A 13,826-nucleotide genomic window follows, 5' to 3' on the forward strand; every position below is an offset into this window, starting at 1 on the left:
GCGTGACTTACGCGCCTTTGACCTTCAGCGAGCCGCCAGCTTTTTCGACAGCTTCAACGGCCGACTTGGAGGCACCGGTCACATCCAGCTCAACTTTGGTGTTGAATTCACCTTTGGCCAGGATGCGGATACCGTCCAGTTTGCGACGGATCAGGCCGCTTTCGACCAGAACGTCTTCGGTGATCGGTGCCGAAGCGTCGATCTTGCCGGCTTCGATGAACTTGGCCAGCAGGCCCAGGTTCAGAACGGCATATTTCTTGGGGTTCGGGACGTTGAAACCGCGCTTAGGCAGGCGCTGGTACAATGGCATCTGGCCACCTTCGTAGCCGTTGATCGATACACCCGAACGCGACTTCTGACCTTTGATACCACGGCCACCCATTTTACCCTTACCAGAGCCGGGGCCACGGCCTACGCGCATACGTTTTTTGGTTGCGCCAGGATTGTCGCGGAGTTCATTCAGTTTCATTTCGCTTCTCCTTGCCGGAACTGACCCCTGAAGCGTAAGCGGGCCAAACACGGCGTTTTTTGCTTGTTGATTCTATGACCCACGGAGGGCCACCGGGCGCGTATACGCGACAGAGGCCAGCGGATCAAGGCCCCCTGCCCCATGTGTCGGGCGTTTGCACCCCGGACGCTTCTGAACCGAGGGGACAGCCCCCCGATAAACAAAACGCCCCCGCTATTGCGGAGGCGTAAATCCTGCAGATCTGAGTTCAGATCTTAGACGTTGTAGACGTGCTCGCGGGCGATGCGCGGGATGTCGTGGCGGTCAACGCCCAGGTCCCACAGTTCGCGGTTGGTCAGCGCGCTCAGCTCGCGTACGGTTTCGTCATATGCGGCGCGACGTTTGCGTGCGGCGCGGAATTCGGTCAGGGCGGCGTTCAGGCGTGCAATCGGGTGAAAGCCGGTGGTGTGGGTAGCTGCAAAAGCCATATCTGTTACTCCTTGAGTGCGAACGGGGCCTATTCCCCGGGGTCATGTTCTGTCTCTCTTAGTGACAACGCCTATATAGGCCTGACCCAGCGGCAGGAGAATCGCAGACTCCGCCCTACTGCTCTGCAGAAAATGCATGGCTAAATCGCTAAACTGTCGTCTGACCGTCATTTCAGCGTCGCACAGGCGGCAGATCGGCGGTCCTCAGGCGCTTTCGCCCTTCGGCATTGGCTCCAGATCGCTCAGCGCAAGGGGTTCGCCGCAACAGGCACAGACCACCATCGCCGTTGCCTCATGGCCGCAGCGCTTGTGCCGTACCCGAAACGGTGGCGACACATCCTGCAACCACTTCTGCCCCCAGGCGGCCATAGCCATCAACACCGGCACCAGCTCCGCCCCCTGTTCGGTCAGCGCATAGCGATAGCGCTTGGGCCTTTCGCTATAGAGCGTTTTGGCCAGCACCCCGTGATCCACCAACCCGTTCAGGCGTTGGGTCAGCGTGTTGCGACTGATACCAAGGGACAGGTGAAAATCATCAAAAGTCGTCACCCCACGCGCCGCATCGCGCAGGATGAGGGGCGTCCACCAATCGCCAATCACATCCACCGTCCGCGCCAAGGCGCAATCCCACTGCGAGAAGTCATTCCGTTTCATCTGAGGGCCCTTTCTGACGAGAGAGTTGCAAAACTGAACTGACCATGCAATCCAATAGTGAGTTCAATTTTGGAACTGAGTCGCGGGACAATCAGCGACACATTTATTGAGAGGACAAGAGATGACCGAAAAAGACTTACGCCGCCTTGTGGCCATCAGCGCAGCGATTGGGGCCACATTGGTTGCGACCATGGTGGCGATCTCCGTGCAGAACGGCACCGGGTTTCAGGATTTCGAATCGATCCTGCGCCACAACACGCCCGAAGCCTTCAGCGCCGCCATCGTCGATGCCGCCCCCGTGCTGCGGCTGATCTACCCGCTGGATACGATGTATATCTTTTCTTACGTCACGATGGTCTTTGCCATGGTGCAGCTGCTGCCGGACCGGCGCATGGCGGGCATCCTGGCGCTGATCGCCGTGATGATGACGGCTGGGCTGGATTTCATCGAAAACAATCACATCCTGGCCATGACTGCGGCTGCCGAACGCGGGGTGACGGCCGATATGGAGCAGATCACCTTTGAAACCGTGGTGACGCAGAGCAAGTTCAACTTCGGCCTCTTGCTGACCCTCACCCTGTCTTTCCTGATCCTGCAGGAGTCGCGCGTGGCGACGATAACCCGTTGGCTGGCCCGCGCCGTGGTCCTCTTTGCCCCAGTGGCGCTGCTGTCACCTGTGACGACGCTGCTCTATCTGACGATGAACATTGCGCTGGGGTATCTGATTGCGGCCACCTACTGGCCGCGCCGCAGCTGGATCCCGGCGGTGACACCGGCCGAGGCCTAAACGAAAACGCCCCGACCATCGGCCGGGGCGTTTCCAATTCTCAAGAAGCAATCGGCTTAGCCGCGCTCTTCGATGATTTCCACCAGATGCGGGATCTTGTTGACCATGCCGCGTACCGAAGGAGTGTCCTCCAGCTCACGGGTTTTGTGCATCTTGTTCAGACCCAGACCCACCAGGGTGGCGCGCTGGTCTGCGGGACGACGGATCGGCGAGCCGATCTGTTTTACAACGATGGTTTTAGCCATGGGACGCTCTCCTTACGAGTCTGCGGCGGCAGGTGCTTCATCCTTGCGCAGGATGTCAGCAACTTTTTTGCCACGACGTGCGGCAACCGAACGCGGGCTCGACTCTTTGGTCAGGCCGTTGAGGGTTGCGCGGATCATGTTGTAGGGGTTCTGCGAACCGATCGACTTCGACACAACGTCTTTGATGCCCAGCATCTCGAAGACGGCACGCATCGGACCACCGGCGATGATACCGGTACCTTCAGGTGCGGTGCGCATGACGACTTTACCGGCACCGTGACGACCTTCCATGTCGTGGTGCAGGGTGCGGCCCTCTTTCAGAGGTACGCGGATCATCTGACGCTTGGCCTGCTCGGTGGCTTTACGAATGGCCTCAGGGACCTCTTTCGCTTTACCTTTACCGAAGCCAACACGGCCTTTCTGATCGCCGACAACCACCAGAGCGGCGAAGCCGAAGCGCTTACCACCTTTTACGGTTTTCGACACACGGTTGATCGCGACGAGACGATCTGCGAATTCCGGAGCTTCGTCACGATCGCGACGGTCCCGGCGGTTTTCACGTTCTGCCATTTCGGCATTCCTTTCTGAATGGCGCATTGCGGCGCCTGTTTGTTCAATCCTGGTGACCGCCCCCGAAGGGACAGCCCCGGATCATCGGGGGGGCGACGGACGCCCCCCGCAGGTCATTAGACCTTCAGGCCACCTTCACGCGCAGCGTCGGCCAGGGCCTTCACTTTGCCGTGGAACAGGAAACCGCCACGATCGAAGTATGCTTCGGTGTGGCCAGCCTTCACGGCGCGCTCCGCAACAGCTGCGCCAACTTTGGCCGCTGCTTCGGTGTTGTTTTTGCCAACAACGCCCAGGTCTTTTTCCAGCGACGAAGCCGAAACCAGGGTTACACCGTTCACGTCGTCGATCAGCTGAGCGCTGATGTTCTTGTTCGAACGGTGAACCGACAGGCGCAGCTTGCCGACGTTCACTTTGCGAAGTTTGTTCCGGACGCGCAGGCGGCGCTTCAGAAACAGGGTTCTTTTGCTGTTTGCCATTACTCTGGTCCTTACTTCTTCTTGCCTTCCTTACGGAAGATGAACTCGTCTTTGTACTTGATGCCTTTGCCTTTGTAGGGCTCGGGCTTACGCCATTCGCGGATGTTTGCCGCGACCTGACCAACGAGTTGTGCGTCGTCGCCTTCGATGATGATCTCGGTGGGCTTCGGTGCGGTCACGGTCACGCCGGCCGGCACTTCGAAGTTCACGTCGTGCGAGTAACCGAGGTTCAGCTTCAGGGTGTTGCCCTGCATCTGAGCACGGTAACCAACACCGTTGATTTCAAGCTCTTTCTTGAAACCAACAGTCACACCTTTGACCATGTTGGCCACCATGGTGCGCGACATGCCCCACTGCTGACGAGCACGCTTGGACTTACCACGGGGGGTAATGGTCACAGCGTTGTCTTCAACAGAGATGGTCACATCATCGGTTGCGGTGAAGGTCTGCGACGCTTTCGCGCCTTTCACTTCAATGGTCTGACCCGACACAGTGGCTGTTACGCCGCTGGGCAGTTCGACCGGCTTTTTACCAATACGAGACATTCAGACCTCCTTAGAAGACGGTGCAGAGCACTTCGCCGCCAACGTTGTTGGAGCGAGCGTTTGCATCCGACATCACACCTTTCGGAGTGCTGACAATCGACACGCCCAGGCCCTGACGGACAACGGGGATGTCATTGACGCCCATGTATACGCGACGACCAGGTTTCGAAACCCGCTTCAGTTCGCGAATGACAGGGGTGCCTTCGTAGTATTTCAGCTCGATTTCGAGGGTCGGATGACCATCAACACCGGTGCCTTTTTCGTAGCCGCGGATGTAGCCTTCGTCAGCCAGTACATCCAGAACCCAGCCGCGCAGCTTGGATGCGGGGGTAGACACGGAGGACTTACCACGCATTTGAGCGTTACGGATACGGGTGAGCATATCGCCGATAGGATCGTTCATAACTATCTCTCCCTTACCAGCTGGATTTCACCAGACCGGGGATCTGGCCAAACGAGCCCAGTTCCCGCAGCATGATACGGCTGACCTTGAGCTTACGGTAGTAAGCGTGAGGACGACCGGTCAGCTGACAGCGGTTGTGCAGACGGGTAGCCGAGCTGTTGCGCGGCAGTTTCGCAAGCGCGAGAGAAGCGCGGAAACGCTCTTCCATCGGCTTTTCTTTGTCGTTGATGACCTCTTTGAGGGCAGCGCGCTTAGCAGCATATTTTGCTACCAGCTTCTCACGCTTTACCTCACGAGCGACCATGGATTTCTTAGCCATTACTCTAATCTCCCCGCGCTTAGCTGTTGAAGGGCATGTTGAAGGCTTTCAACAGGCTCTTAGCTTCCGCATCGGTGTTCGCGGTGGTGGCGATCACGATGTCCATACCCCAGACTTCGTCAACTTTGTCGAAGTCAATCTCGGGGAACACGATGTGTTCTTTCAGACCGGTGGCGTAGTTGCCACGGCCGTCGAACGACGTGCCCGAAACACCGCGGAAGTCGCGGATACGAGGCATTGCGATGGTGATCAGACGATCCAGGAATTCATACATGCGGTCGCCGCGCAGGGTCACTTTCGCGCCCATCGGCATACCTTCACGTACGCGGAAACCCGCGATCGAGTTCTTGGCAACGGTGGTCAAGGCCTTCTGACCTGCGATCTTGGTCAGATCTTCCTGAGCAGCTTTGGCTTTCTTGCTGTCTTTGACAGCTTCGGCGCCGCAGCCGATGTTCAGAACGATTTTGTCCAGACGCGGGATCTGCATGTCGTTTTTATACGCGAACTCTTCTTTCATAGCTGCGCGGATGGTTTCGACATACTGGGTCTTCAGACGCGGGGTGTAGGTTGCATCAGCCATTAGATCACGTCCCCAGTGGTTTTGGCGAAGCGCACTTTCTTGTCACCTTCCATGCGGAAGCCAACACGCGTTGCTTTGCCGTTTGCGTCCAGGATCGCCAGGTTCGACAGCTGGATGGGCATTGCCTTGGGCAGGCGGCCACCTTGGCTGGTCTGGGTCTGACGGGTGTGGCGGATGGCCATGTTGATGCCATCTACAACTGCTTTACCGGCAGCCGGGTCAACGGAAGCGATCACGCCTTCTTTGCCCTTGTCTTTGCCGGCCAGCACGACGACCTTGTCGCCTTTTTTCAACTTAGCAGCCATCTTACAGCACCTCCGGAGCCAGCGACACGATCTTCATCATGCCTTTGCCGCGCAGCTCACGAACAACCGGGCCAAAGATACGGGTACCGACCGGCTCGTTGTTGTTGTTCAGGATAACAGCTGCGTTGCGATCAAAACGGATCGCGGTGCCGTCTTCACGACGTACTTCTTTGGCGGTGCGAACGACGACGGCTTTACGCACGTCACCTTTTTTCACACGACCACGCGGAATGGCTTCCTTGACGGAAACGACGATGATGTCGCCCACCGACGCATAACGACGGTGCGAGCCACCCAGAACCTTGATGCACTGAACACGGCGCGCGCCGCTGTTGTCAGCAACATCCAGGTTTGTCTGCATCTGGATCATTTGGTTTCTCCCGACCTGTGGGGGGGCTTGCAGTTGCCCAAATCCCCAGGGTTTCGCTAATTAAAGCGTTGGGATCGTCTAAGCTAACTTAGGCGATCACTTCCCAACGCTTCGTTTTCGACTTCGGTGCACATTCCTGGATACGGACGGCGTCACCGACGTTGAATTGGTTGTTCTCATCGTGAGCCCGGTACTTTTTGGACTTACGGATGGTCTTTTTCAGAACAGGATGCGTAAAGCGGCGCTCGACCAGAACAGTAACGGTTTGCTCGTTGGCGTTCGAGGTCACGGTGCCTTGCAGAATACGTTTGGGCATCAATCAGGTCCTTATTCAGCAGCCGCTTGGGCTTTTTCGTTCAGCACAGTGGCAACGCGTGCGACGTCACGACGGACCTGACGCATACGAGCAGTGTTTTCGAGCTGACCGGTGGCCTGTTGAAAGCGCAGGTTAAACGCTTCTTTCTTAAGAGCCGCCAGCTCATCACGGAGCTGATCCGGCGTCTTATCACGCAGTTCATTGGCGTTCATGTCGCCTTTTCCTTTCTACTACACCAGAAGGCCCCGCTATGTGTTTGGGTCACCTTTTATCTGGTGGGTTATCTCTGCACGGACGAATCCCTACAGCCTGCGAATCCGCAGGATGACGCTCTATAGGGGCATATGGGGGTGGGGGCAAGGGAAAGATGGGCCGGCGTTGCTTATTCCATTGCCCAAAGAAGGCACCGCGCCTGAACCGCAGGGGCGAAGCGAAGCGCCCGCCCCGTTGGGGGCGGTTCGGGCGCTGCCAAATCTGTGATTTGGCAATAGTGCTTCGCCACACGCCAAAGCCCAATCGTCACACCCCCTACCCCAATCCGCAGCGCGGGTGTATCACCAAGACATGTCACAGATTGAATCGCTCTTTGTCACGCGGGTCTACCGCGCGGAACTTAACGAATTCGGCCCCGGGGTCGATGCCGATGAACTCGAAGCCTCCTGCTACGGCATTGCCGAAGATGATGAGGCCGGTCAGGACTGGTGTGAGGAAAACGGCTATCCCGGCTACACCTCCTATGCCTCGCTGACGGACCTTGGTTGGCGCTCGCCGATCTTTGCCGATGTCATCAAGGCCTTGGATGAACACGTCATGTCCTTCGCCAAGGATCTGGAGTTTGATCTGGCCGACCGCAAGCTGGTGCTTGAAGACCTCTGGATCAACATCCTGCCCGAGGGCGGCATGCATAGCTCGCATCTGCATCCCCATTCGGTGATTTCCGGCACCACCTACGTGTCGATGCCCGATGGCACATCGTCGCTGAAGCTGGAAGATCCCCGGTCCGGCCGCCTGATGGCCGCCCCGCCGCGCCAGAAAGACGCGCGCCGCGACCTGCAGACCTTTGTCTACATGAAACCCAATGTGGGGGACGTGCTGCTCTGGGAAAGCTGGCTGCGCCATGAGGTGCCGATGAACATGGCCGAAGATGACCGCGTCTCGGTCAGCTTTAACTACAAATGGGAATAACCCCGAAACCAAAAACGGCCCCAACCGGGGCCGTTTATTTTTGAAACCTAGCTGCGTTCGCTGAGTGCCTTCTCGATCCGTTCCAGACGCGCCACCACGTCATCGCGGTATTCATCGGTCGCGGCTGCCGTTTCCTCAGCATGTGCATCCTGCATGGTGCTGACGATCAAACCGACCACCAGGTTCATCACCGCAAACGCCGTGATCAGGATAAAGGGCACAAAGAACAACCAGGCCTGAGGATGCACCTCCATCACCGGGCGCACGATGCCCATAGACCAGCTTTCCAGCGTCATCACCTGAAACAGCGAATAGAGCGAACCACCCAGCGTGCCGAACCATTCGGGGAAGGTTGGGCCGTAAAGCTTTGTCGCGATCACCGCACCGATGTAGAAAATGATGCCCGTCAGCAAGAAGACCGAGGCCATGCCGGGCAGCGCCAGAATAAAGGCCTCCACCACCCGGCGCAGTGACGGCACAACGGAGACCACGCGCAACAGACGCAGGATCCGCAACGCCCGCAGAACCGACAGCCCCGCGCCCGCCGGCGACAGGGAGATGCCGATGATCACCGCATCAAACAGGTTCCAGCCCGAGCGGAAGAACGCCCCACCGCGGGCAAACAGCTTGGCCAGCAGCTCCACCACAAAAATCGCCAGACAGATCTGATCCAGCGCCTTGATCAGCCCCCCAGCCGTGGCCATCACCGCGGGCGAGGTTTCCAGACCCAAGATCACCGCATTGAACAGGATCACTGCAAGGATCGCATTGCCGACCCACGGCCGATCCAGAAACTCAGATACAGTCTTGCGCATTACTCGCCCCTTTGTTCGCTGAGGCGCTGTTTAGTAACACACACCACCAAGGGGCAAGGCATTTCGTTGACAACCCGCGCTTAGAGGTCAAGCTGAACTCATTTAAACGCATTTACTTTTATATTTTGGAGAAAACCTATGCCCGAAACCGATTCAAACTCCAGCTCTAGTACCGATCGTATTTTGGACCGGAGCGTCAAGCTCGCAAAACTCATTAGCGCTATCTTGATTTTTTCATTGGTCCTGAGCCTCATTTACCGCCCATCATTTTGGACCAAACGCATCATTAAGATAGATGAAGCATTCTCAGACACCGAGTATCGATTCGAGTTTGATGCCTTTGGCATTTCCTTCACCCGTGTGCCAGAGGTCGAAGAAGTTAGTAAAGCGGCTCAAGACGCGAACAATGCGCTACTGACAATCCTCGCCTGTTCTAATTTTACGGGGCTAGACAGCCTGAAGGCCGCTCAGATTGAGTTGAACTTCGGGGAAAACGGCGCCTGCCAAAACTCCAATAACTTTGAGGGCGTGCGAAGGCATGCCACGGACCTATTGTCCAATTTGGGCATGCTGTCGGAGCAAGATGAAAATAAAAGTCTCTTCCAAGACACTGCCAGAAACTGGATGGTCGTACTCGCTTCAACGACCTCAGAAAGAGAAGCCTTAAAGCTGCTGGCCGAGGTATCGGAGGGCAAAGGCGCAATAATTACTGTGACGGATAAAGGGCTCTACGTGCCGGCAAAGCTTTACCGCACACAACAACAAGCGCTTGACGCTGCGCCGCAAATCTCAAAAGCGATTTCACGGAATGATCTCTATGTCAGTCAAATCCTGAACTGGTGCGATGAGGTCAAAGACGAAAACGCGAATGCGTCGCCAATCAGAATAACTTGCACACGCGACAGATAAAACAAAACCCCCGCTGCATCGGCAACGGGGGTTTCGCATTTTTCAGAAGCGGTAAGGCTTACCAGTCTTCGCGAACAACAACGCGGGTTTTCACCGGCAGTTTCATCGCGGCCAGACGCAAGGCCTCACGTGCGATGTCTTCGTCGACGCCGTCGATTTCGAACATCACGCGACCCGGCTTAACCTTGGCAACCCAACGGTCAACCGAACCTTTACCTTTACCCATACGAACTTCGATCGGCTTTGCAGTGACCGGTACGTCGGGGAAGATACGGATCCAAACACGGCCTTGACGCTTCATGTGACGGGTCATGGCACGACGGGCTGCTTCGATCTGACGGGCAGTTACACGCTCGGGCGTGGTTGCCTTCAGACCGTAGGTGCCGAAGTTTAGGTCAGAGCCGCCTTTGGCCAGACCTTTGATCCGGCCCTTCTGCATCTTGCGGAATTTAGTACGCTTTGGCTGAAGCATTGTCAGATCTCCTTAACGACGGCCACGACCGCCGCCAGTGCGGGGCGCGGGACCATCCTGGGCTTCTGCAGCGCGACGGTCACGAGCAGCGGGATCGTGCTCCATGATTTCGCCTTTGAAGATCCAGGTTTTGATGCCGATGATACCGTAGGCAGTCATCGCTTCGGCGTGAGCGTAATCGATGTCCGCACGCAGGGTGTGCAGCGGCACGCGGCCCTCACGGTACCATTCGGTACGCGCGATCTCTGCACCGCCCAGACGGCCAGCAACGTTTACACGGATGCCCAGGGCGCCCATGCGCATGGCGTTCTGAACCGAGCGCTTCATGGCGCGGCGGAACGACACACGACGCTCCAGCTGCTGAGCGATCGACTCGGCAACCAGCTGCGCGTCCAGCTCAGGCTTGCGCACTTCAACGATGTTCAGGTGCAGTTCGCTGTCGGTCATGTTCGACAGTTTCTTGCGCAGAACTTCGATGTCAGCACCTTTTTTGCCGATGATCACGCCCGGACGCGCGGTGTGAATGGTCACACGGCACTTCTTGTGGGGGCGCTCGATGATCACACGGGCAACGCCAGCTTGCTTGCACTCGGTGTTGATGAACTCACGGATTTTCAGATCTTCCAGCAGAAGATCACCGTAGTCCTTGGTATCGGCGTACCAGCGGCTGTCCCAGGTGCGGTTGACCTGAAGGCGCATGCCGATCGGATTGACTTTCTGACCCATTAGGCTTGCTCCTCAACTTGACGCACCGTGATGGTGAGTTCCGAGAACGGCTTGACGATCTTGCCGAAACGGCCACGTGCACGAGGACGACCGCGCTTCATGGTCAGATTCTTACCAACGTAAGCTTCTGCCACGATCAGCTCATCCACATCCAGGTTGTGGTTGTTTTCGGCGTTCGCAATTGCGGACTGAAGGCATTTCTTCACGTCCTGCGCGATCCGCTTTTTCGAGAAGGTCAGGTCGGTCAGAGCCTTTTCAACCTTCTTGCCGCGGATCATTGCGGCGACCAGATTCAGTTTCTGCGGCGAGGTACGGAGCATACGGGCCTTGGCCATTGCTTCGTTATCTGCCACGCGGCGGGGATTTTTTGCCTTGCCCATGACTTACTTCCGCTTCGCTTTTTTGTCAGCCGCGTGACCGTAATAGGTCCGAGTCGGCGAATATTCACCGAACTTCTGACCAATCATGTCTTCGGTGACGTTGACGGTGATGTGCTTCTGGCCGTTGTAAACGCCAAACGTCAGACCCACGAACTGGGGCAGGATCGTCGAGCGACGCGACCAGATTTTGATAACTTCGTTACGACCCGACTCACGCGATGCTTCGGCTTTCTTAAGCACATAAGCATCCACGAAGGGGCCTTTCCATACAGAACGTGCCATGTCTTAACGGCCCTTCTTCTTGGCGTGACGCGAGCGGATGATAAGCTTCTGCGACGCCTTGTTGGTGTTGCGGGTACGCTTGCCTTTGGTCGGCTTACCCCAAGGGGTAACCGGGTGACGACCACCCGAGGTACGGCCTTCACCACCACCGTGGGGGTGGTCGATCGGGTTCATAACCACACCACGAACCGACGGACGGATGCCTTTGTGGCGCATACGGCCGGCTTTACCGAAGTTCTGGTTCGAGTTGTCGGGGTTGGAGACGGCGCCAACGGTGGCCAGGCATTCCTGACGAACCAGACGCAGTTCACCCGAGCTCAGACGGATCTGAGCGTAACCGCCGTCACGGCCAACAAACTGAGCGTAGGTACCGGCTGCACGGGCGATCTGGCCGCCTTTGCCCGGTTTCAGTTCGATGTTGTGAACGATGGTACCGATGGGCATACCCGAGAAGGGCATGGTGTTACCGGGTTTGATGTCGGCTTTTGCCGAAGCAATCACCTGATCACCAACCGCCAGACGCTGCGGAGCCAGGATATAGGCCTGCTCGCCGTCTTCGTACTTAATCAGCGCGATGAACGCGGTACGGTTGGGGTCATATTCGATGCGCTCTACGGTAGCAGCGACGTCGAATTTGTTACGCTTGAAGTCCACGATACGGTAGAGGCGTTTTGCCCCGCCGCCTTTGCGACGCATCGTGATCCGCCCGGTGTTGTTCCGGCCGCCGTTCTTCGTCAGACCCTGGGTGAGGGCTTTGACGGGGCGTCCTTTCCACAGCTCCGAACGGTCGATCAGTACCAGCCCACGCTGGCCTGGCGTAGTCGGCTTATACGACTTAAGTGCCATGCTTCTGTCTTCCGTTTTGTGAGGCAGGCGATTGCCTACCCTTAGGTTATAGCCCCCCGTCCGATTGTTCCCTGCTGGAAACGCCCTACTAGGGTGGCCGATCATAGGGCCCCGAAGGTCCCAAAGTTCCAAATATCATGGGCCCCGGAACGAATCCGAGGCCTCAAGATGCGCGGGAGGTATCAGAGATGCGGAGGGGAGTCTATAGGGGCGACGCAAGTCTAGCCCTCAATCGTTACTATTTCTTATGGCGCGAAATGACAGCAGCCAACATCATCAGTATCGCTAGGGAGAAACCCAATACCGCCAGCACCGAAAGAGGCGCTGTATGGACCACTAGTCAACCACCTACGAATTTTCGAAGATTTCAAGACTACGGTCCTGCTCATTTTGCAGAGGAAACAATCTCCAAATCTGAAGCCATCAAGTTCAACAAGCAAATAGTAGAGCCATCAGCATTCATAAACTCAACAACAATTACATCACCACCTTCTACAGGCACATCAACCACAACACCAATTGAGCCAATACCAACTGACGCATGATTTGAAACGGTTCTAACAGTATCATAGAGCTCTATAGTGTGCTCTTTCATCTCATTTAGTCCGGGTTGTTGATGCGATCAGGCGAACAACACTCATCCCGGCATCATTCTGAAAAACGAAAGGAACGTCCATAGCCCTGCCGTTTGCGCCAGTTATGCGAATGACTTGGTTATAGCGTGCCAACTGGCCCTTATTGCGCGACATAGCCCTCACCACCTGCCCCAAGTGTCCCATTGATTCGATATCCCCCCCGAACGCACCCGAGCCTCACGTTGGGCGCGATGAGACAGGGCTAGGGGTGAGTCAAAAAGGGGGCCCCAAGTTCGCACCCGTCTTCCGCTAAGACATTTCGACATCAGGCCAAGCTCGAGCCAAATCGAGCGCAACTGCTAACTTAATTTGTGAACTGCGAGACAGGCCATGCACGTAGTTTTTCAGCTTGATATAGGCAAAATCCAGTTCGTCCGAATGACCAAAGCTGTGAGGCACCTCTACTTTCAGAACCGCTTCATCATCGATGAGTATCTCATAGACATCCTCGCCTTGCTCCGGCACCCAGTGCAACAAGCTAACGGTTTTCAATTTTGGAAACTTGGCTTTGATCCTTGCGAAAAGCGCTCTACCGCGCCGGTCCTCGAAGAAAAAACGCTGACCCGCCTTCAAATCACGTCGATAGTCCTCTTCTGTAATACTTCCAATTAACTTCATGACTCCCCATCTACTTAGTCAGCCTGAGCGACGTTGAAATCAGGCCTTCAAACGCGCGAACATCTCTCGTCACGGGCTTCTGAAAGACCGCCAGTGCCGAAGCAGTCAACAATTTGCGCGCCAACCAGCTCTTCTCGAGCCACATTATCCTCAACAGCTGGCCCAATGGCCCGAAGGCTGGAGAGCATAAAACATGTTGATCGCAACCTAGTTCCCCCCACCGGGCGCAATCAAGAGCGGCGCAGGGCCAAACACCAACGCCGCCCCAATGGGACGGCGCTTGCATGTTACACTGATCGTTTACGGGATCACACGTCGTAGACCGGGTGTTTCATCTGCGGGCCGTCACGGACTGGCAGTTCGCCCCCTGCGCTACAGGCGGACAGGGCCATGGACCCGGCGATCAATGCGGCGGCGGCTACAATCTTCATCATCATCACTACTCCTGTTAC

At 56.6% G+C, this 13,826-nt stretch carries 26 protein-coding genes; 3 read left to right on the top strand and 23 right to left on the bottom strand.

Annotation, left to right across the window (positions count from 1 at the left end; translation table 11 throughout):
• Positions 1-7: 7 nt before the first annotated feature.
• The 3 genes from rplO to ACORLH_RS18460 form a co-directional block, all read right to left on the bottom strand.
• Positions 8-469, bottom strand: a complete 462-nt coding sequence (gene rplO, locus ACORLH_RS18450; RefSeq protein WP_058245140.1) for a 50S ribosomal protein L15 — start codon at positions 467-469, stop codon at positions 8-10.
• A 254-nt stretch (positions 470-723) separates the two neighbouring features.
• Positions 724-936: a DUF1127 domain-containing protein gene (locus tag ACORLH_RS18455; protein WP_058245141.1), complete on the bottom strand. Its 213-nt coding sequence runs from the start codon at positions 934-936 to the stop codon at positions 724-726.
• A gap of 204 nt (positions 937-1,140) precedes the next feature.
• Positions 1,141-1,590, bottom strand: coding sequence for a helix-turn-helix domain-containing protein (locus ACORLH_RS18460; protein ID WP_321829824.1), 450 nt, complete (start codon positions 1,588-1,590; stop codon positions 1,141-1,143).
• Between the two features lie 121 nt (positions 1,591-1,711).
• Here ACORLH_RS18460 and ACORLH_RS18465 point away from each other — a divergent pair, with 121 nt between their 5' ends.
• Positions 1,712-2,377: a hypothetical protein gene (locus ACORLH_RS18465; RefSeq protein ID WP_321829825.1), complete on the top strand. Its 666-nt coding sequence runs from the start codon at positions 1,712-1,714 to the stop codon at positions 2,375-2,377.
• Between the two features lie 56 nt (positions 2,378-2,433).
• Here ACORLH_RS18465 and rpmD read toward each other — a convergent pair whose 3' ends face one another.
• The 11 genes from rpmD to rpmC form a co-directional block, all read right to left on the bottom strand.
• Positions 2,434-2,622: a 50S ribosomal protein L30 gene (gene rpmD, locus ACORLH_RS18470; RefSeq protein ID WP_037311717.1), complete on the bottom strand. Its 189-nt coding sequence runs from the start codon at positions 2,620-2,622 to the stop codon at positions 2,434-2,436.
• A 12-nt stretch (positions 2,623-2,634) separates the two neighbouring features.
• On the bottom strand, positions 2,635-3,192 hold the full coding sequence (gene rpsE, locus ACORLH_RS18475; RefSeq protein WP_058245144.1) for a 30S ribosomal protein S5: 558 nt from the start codon (positions 3,190-3,192) through the stop codon (positions 2,635-2,637).
• Positions 3,193-3,308: 116 nt separating this feature from the next.
• Positions 3,309-3,668, bottom strand: coding sequence for a 50S ribosomal protein L18 (gene rplR / locus ACORLH_RS18480; protein WP_058245145.1), 360 nt, complete (start codon positions 3,666-3,668; stop codon positions 3,309-3,311).
• Between the two features lie 11 nt (positions 3,669-3,679).
• On the bottom strand, positions 3,680-4,213 hold the full coding sequence (gene rplF, locus ACORLH_RS18485) for a 50S ribosomal protein L6 (protein WP_058245146.1): 534 nt from the start codon (positions 4,211-4,213) through the stop codon (positions 3,680-3,682).
• Positions 4,214-4,223: 10 nt separating this feature from the next.
• The gene (gene rpsH, locus ACORLH_RS18490) at positions 4,224-4,616 is read right to left on the bottom strand and encodes a 30S ribosomal protein S8 (RefSeq protein WP_058318661.1); all 393 of its coding nucleotides are present in this window, start codon (positions 4,614-4,616) and stop codon (positions 4,224-4,226) included.
• Positions 4,617-4,629: 13 nt separating this feature from the next.
• Positions 4,630-4,935 carry a 30S ribosomal protein S14 gene (rpsN, locus tag ACORLH_RS18495; protein ID WP_058245148.1) on the bottom strand — a complete coding sequence of 102 codons (306 nt, stop codon included), beginning with the start codon at positions 4,933-4,935 and terminating at the stop codon, positions 4,630-4,632.
• A gap of 19 nt (positions 4,936-4,954) precedes the next feature.
• On the bottom strand, positions 4,955-5,515 hold the full coding sequence (gene rplE / locus ACORLH_RS18500; RefSeq protein ID WP_058245149.1) for a 50S ribosomal protein L5: 561 nt from the start codon (positions 5,513-5,515) through the stop codon (positions 4,955-4,957).
• Positions 5,515-5,820, bottom strand: coding sequence for a 50S ribosomal protein L24 (gene rplX, locus ACORLH_RS18505; protein WP_058245150.1), 306 nt, complete (start codon positions 5,818-5,820; stop codon positions 5,515-5,517). The genes rplE and rplX overlap by 1 nt, the downstream gene beginning before the upstream one ends.
• Before the next feature lies 1 nt (position 5,821).
• Positions 5,822-6,190, bottom strand: coding sequence for a 50S ribosomal protein L14 (gene rplN / locus ACORLH_RS18510; RefSeq protein WP_058245151.1), 369 nt, complete (start codon positions 6,188-6,190; stop codon positions 5,822-5,824).
• An 88-nt stretch (positions 6,191-6,278) separates the two neighbouring features.
• The gene (gene rpsQ / locus ACORLH_RS18515) at positions 6,279-6,506 is read right to left on the bottom strand and encodes a 30S ribosomal protein S17 (RefSeq protein ID WP_058245152.1); all 228 of its coding nucleotides are present in this window, start codon (positions 6,504-6,506) and stop codon (positions 6,279-6,281) included.
• Positions 6,507-6,517: 11 nt separating this feature from the next.
• Positions 6,518-6,718: a 50S ribosomal protein L29 gene (gene rpmC / locus ACORLH_RS18520; protein WP_058245153.1), complete on the bottom strand. Its 201-nt coding sequence runs from the start codon at positions 6,716-6,718 to the stop codon at positions 6,518-6,520.
• A 352-nt stretch (positions 6,719-7,070) separates the two neighbouring features.
• Here rpmC and ACORLH_RS18525 point away from each other — a divergent pair, with 352 nt between their 5' ends.
• Entirely contained in the window at positions 7,071-7,691 is a 621-nt protein-coding gene (locus ACORLH_RS18525) for a TIGR02466 family protein (RefSeq protein ID WP_321829827.1), read from the top strand.
• 47 nt (positions 7,692-7,738) lie between these two features.
• Here ACORLH_RS18525 and ACORLH_RS18530 read toward each other — a convergent pair whose 3' ends face one another.
• Positions 7,739-8,506, bottom strand: a complete 768-nt coding sequence (locus ACORLH_RS18530) for an ion transporter (RefSeq protein ID WP_321829828.1) — start codon at positions 8,504-8,506, stop codon at positions 7,739-7,741.
• A gap of 138 nt (positions 8,507-8,644) precedes the next feature.
• Between ACORLH_RS18530 and ACORLH_RS18535 the strand changes: the two genes are divergently transcribed.
• Complete coding sequence (locus ACORLH_RS18535; RefSeq protein ID WP_321829829.1) at positions 8,645-9,415, top strand: hypothetical protein; 771 nt, start codon at positions 8,645-8,647, stop codon at positions 9,413-9,415.
• A 58-nt stretch (positions 9,416-9,473) separates the two neighbouring features.
• Here ACORLH_RS18535 and rplP read toward each other — a convergent pair whose 3' ends face one another.
• The 8 genes from rplP to ACORLH_RS18575 form a co-directional block, all read right to left on the bottom strand.
• The gene (gene rplP / locus ACORLH_RS18540) at positions 9,474-9,887 is read right to left on the bottom strand and encodes a 50S ribosomal protein L16 (RefSeq protein ID WP_058245156.1); all 414 of its coding nucleotides are present in this window, start codon (positions 9,885-9,887) and stop codon (positions 9,474-9,476) included.
• Between the two features lie 12 nt (positions 9,888-9,899).
• Positions 9,900-10,613, bottom strand: coding sequence for a 30S ribosomal protein S3 (rpsC, locus tag ACORLH_RS18545; protein ID WP_058245157.1), 714 nt, complete (start codon positions 10,611-10,613; stop codon positions 9,900-9,902).
• The gene (gene rplV / locus ACORLH_RS18550) at positions 10,613-10,993 is read right to left on the bottom strand and encodes a 50S ribosomal protein L22 (protein WP_058245158.1); all 381 of its coding nucleotides are present in this window, start codon (positions 10,991-10,993) and stop codon (positions 10,613-10,615) included. The genes rpsC and rplV overlap by 1 nt, the downstream gene beginning before the upstream one ends.
• Before the next feature lie 3 nt (positions 10,994-10,996).
• Complete coding sequence (gene rpsS / locus ACORLH_RS18555) at positions 10,997-11,275, bottom strand: 30S ribosomal protein S19 (protein ID WP_058245159.1); 279 nt, start codon at positions 11,273-11,275, stop codon at positions 10,997-10,999.
• Positions 11,276-11,278: 3 nt separating this feature from the next.
• A complete protein-coding gene (gene rplB / locus ACORLH_RS18560) occupies positions 11,279-12,121 on the bottom strand; it encodes a 50S ribosomal protein L2 (protein WP_058245160.1) in 843 nt (280 codons plus the stop codon).
• A gap of 385 nt (positions 12,122-12,506) precedes the next feature.
• Complete coding sequence (locus ACORLH_RS18565; protein ID WP_321829830.1) at positions 12,507-12,716, bottom strand: DUF4926 domain-containing protein; 210 nt, start codon at positions 12,714-12,716, stop codon at positions 12,507-12,509.
• A gap of 289 nt (positions 12,717-13,005) precedes the next feature.
• Positions 13,006-13,374, bottom strand: coding sequence for a hypothetical protein (locus tag ACORLH_RS18570; RefSeq protein WP_321829831.1), 369 nt, complete (start codon positions 13,372-13,374; stop codon positions 13,006-13,008).
• 308 nt (positions 13,375-13,682) lie between these two features.
• Positions 13,683-13,811, bottom strand: coding sequence for a hypothetical protein (locus tag ACORLH_RS18575; RefSeq protein WP_321829832.1), 129 nt, complete (start codon positions 13,809-13,811; stop codon positions 13,683-13,685).
• Positions 13,812-13,826 lie beyond the last annotated feature (15 nt).

Source organism: Thalassovita sp. (assembly GCF_963691685.1).
Lineage (GTDB): Bacteria > Pseudomonadota > Alphaproteobacteria > Rhodobacterales > Rhodobacteraceae > Thalassobius.

Coding starts and splice junctions, on each gene's coding strand:
- rplO (WP_058245140.1), bottom strand. CDS start 469: ATGAAACTGAATGAACTCCGCGACAATCCTGGCGCAACCAAAAAACGT.
- ACORLH_RS18455 (WP_058245141.1), bottom strand. CDS start 936: ATGGCTTTTGCAGCTACCCACACCACCGGCTTTCACCCGATTGCACGC.
- ACORLH_RS18460 (WP_321829824.1), bottom strand. CDS start 1,590: ATGAAACGGAATGACTTCTCGCAGTGGGATTGCGCCTTGGCGCGGACG.
- ACORLH_RS18465 (WP_321829825.1), top strand. CDS start 1,712: ATGACCGAAAAAGACTTACGCCGCCTTGTGGCCATCAGCGCAGCGATT.
- rpmD (WP_037311717.1), bottom strand. CDS start 2,622: ATGGCTAAAACCATCGTTGTAAAACAGATCGGCTCGCCGATCCGTCGT.
- rpsE (WP_058245144.1), bottom strand. CDS start 3,192: ATGGCAGAACGTGAAAACCGCCGGGACCGTCGCGATCGTGACGAAGCT.
- rplR (WP_058245145.1), bottom strand. CDS start 3,668: ATGGCAAACAGCAAAAGAACCCTGTTTCTGAAGCGCCGCCTGCGCGTC.
- rplF (WP_058245146.1), bottom strand. CDS start 4,213: ATGTCTCGTATTGGTAAAAAGCCGGTCGAACTGCCCAGCGGCGTAACA.
- rpsH (WP_058318661.1), bottom strand. CDS start 4,616: ATGAACGATCCTATCGGCGATATGCTCACCCGTATCCGTAACGCTCAA.
- rpsN (WP_058245148.1), bottom strand. CDS start 4,935: ATGGCTAAGAAATCCATGGTCGCTCGTGAGGTAAAGCGTGAGAAGCTG.
- rplE (WP_058245149.1), bottom strand. CDS start 5,515: ATGGCTGATGCAACCTACACCCCGCGTCTGAAGACCCAGTATGTCGAA.
- rplX (WP_058245150.1), bottom strand. CDS start 5,820: ATGGCTGCTAAGTTGAAAAAAGGCGACAAGGTCGTCGTGCTGGCCGGC.
- rplN (WP_058245151.1), bottom strand. CDS start 6,190: ATGATCCAGATGCAGACAAACCTGGATGTTGCTGACAACAGCGGCGCG.
- rpsQ (WP_058245152.1), bottom strand. CDS start 6,506: ATGCCCAAACGTATTCTGCAAGGCACCGTGACCTCGAACGCCAACGAG.
- rpmC (WP_058245153.1), bottom strand. CDS start 6,718: ATGAACGCCAATGAACTGCGTGATAAGACGCCGGATCAGCTCCGTGAT.
- ACORLH_RS18525 (WP_321829827.1), top strand. CDS start 7,071: ATGTCACAGATTGAATCGCTCTTTGTCACGCGGGTCTACCGCGCGGAA.
- ACORLH_RS18530 (WP_321829828.1), bottom strand. CDS start 8,506: ATGCGCAAGACTGTATCTGAGTTTCTGGATCGGCCGTGGGTCGGCAAT.
- ACORLH_RS18535 (WP_321829829.1), top strand. CDS start 8,645: ATGCCCGAAACCGATTCAAACTCCAGCTCTAGTACCGATCGTATTTTG.
- rplP (WP_058245156.1), bottom strand. CDS start 9,887: ATGCTTCAGCCAAAGCGTACTAAATTCCGCAAGATGCAGAAGGGCCGG.
- rpsC (WP_058245157.1), bottom strand. CDS start 10,613: ATGGGTCAGAAAGTCAATCCGATCGGCATGCGCCTTCAGGTCAACCGC.
- rplV (WP_058245158.1), bottom strand. CDS start 10,993: ATGGGCAAGGCAAAAAATCCCCGCCGCGTGGCAGATAACGAAGCAATG.
- rpsS (WP_058245159.1), bottom strand. CDS start 11,275: ATGGCACGTTCTGTATGGAAAGGCCCCTTCGTGGATGCTTATGTGCTT.
- rplB (WP_058245160.1), bottom strand. CDS start 12,121: ATGGCACTTAAGTCGTATAAGCCGACTACGCCAGGCCAGCGTGGGCTG.
- ACORLH_RS18565 (WP_321829830.1), bottom strand. CDS start 12,716: ATGAAAGAGCACACTATAGAGCTCTATGATACTGTTAGAACCGTTTCA.
- ACORLH_RS18570 (WP_321829831.1), bottom strand. CDS start 13,374: ATGAAGTTAATTGGAAGTATTACAGAAGAGGACTATCGACGTGATTTG.
- ACORLH_RS18575 (WP_321829832.1), bottom strand. CDS start 13,811: ATGATGATGAAGATTGTAGCCGCCGCCGCATTGATCGCCGGGTCCATG.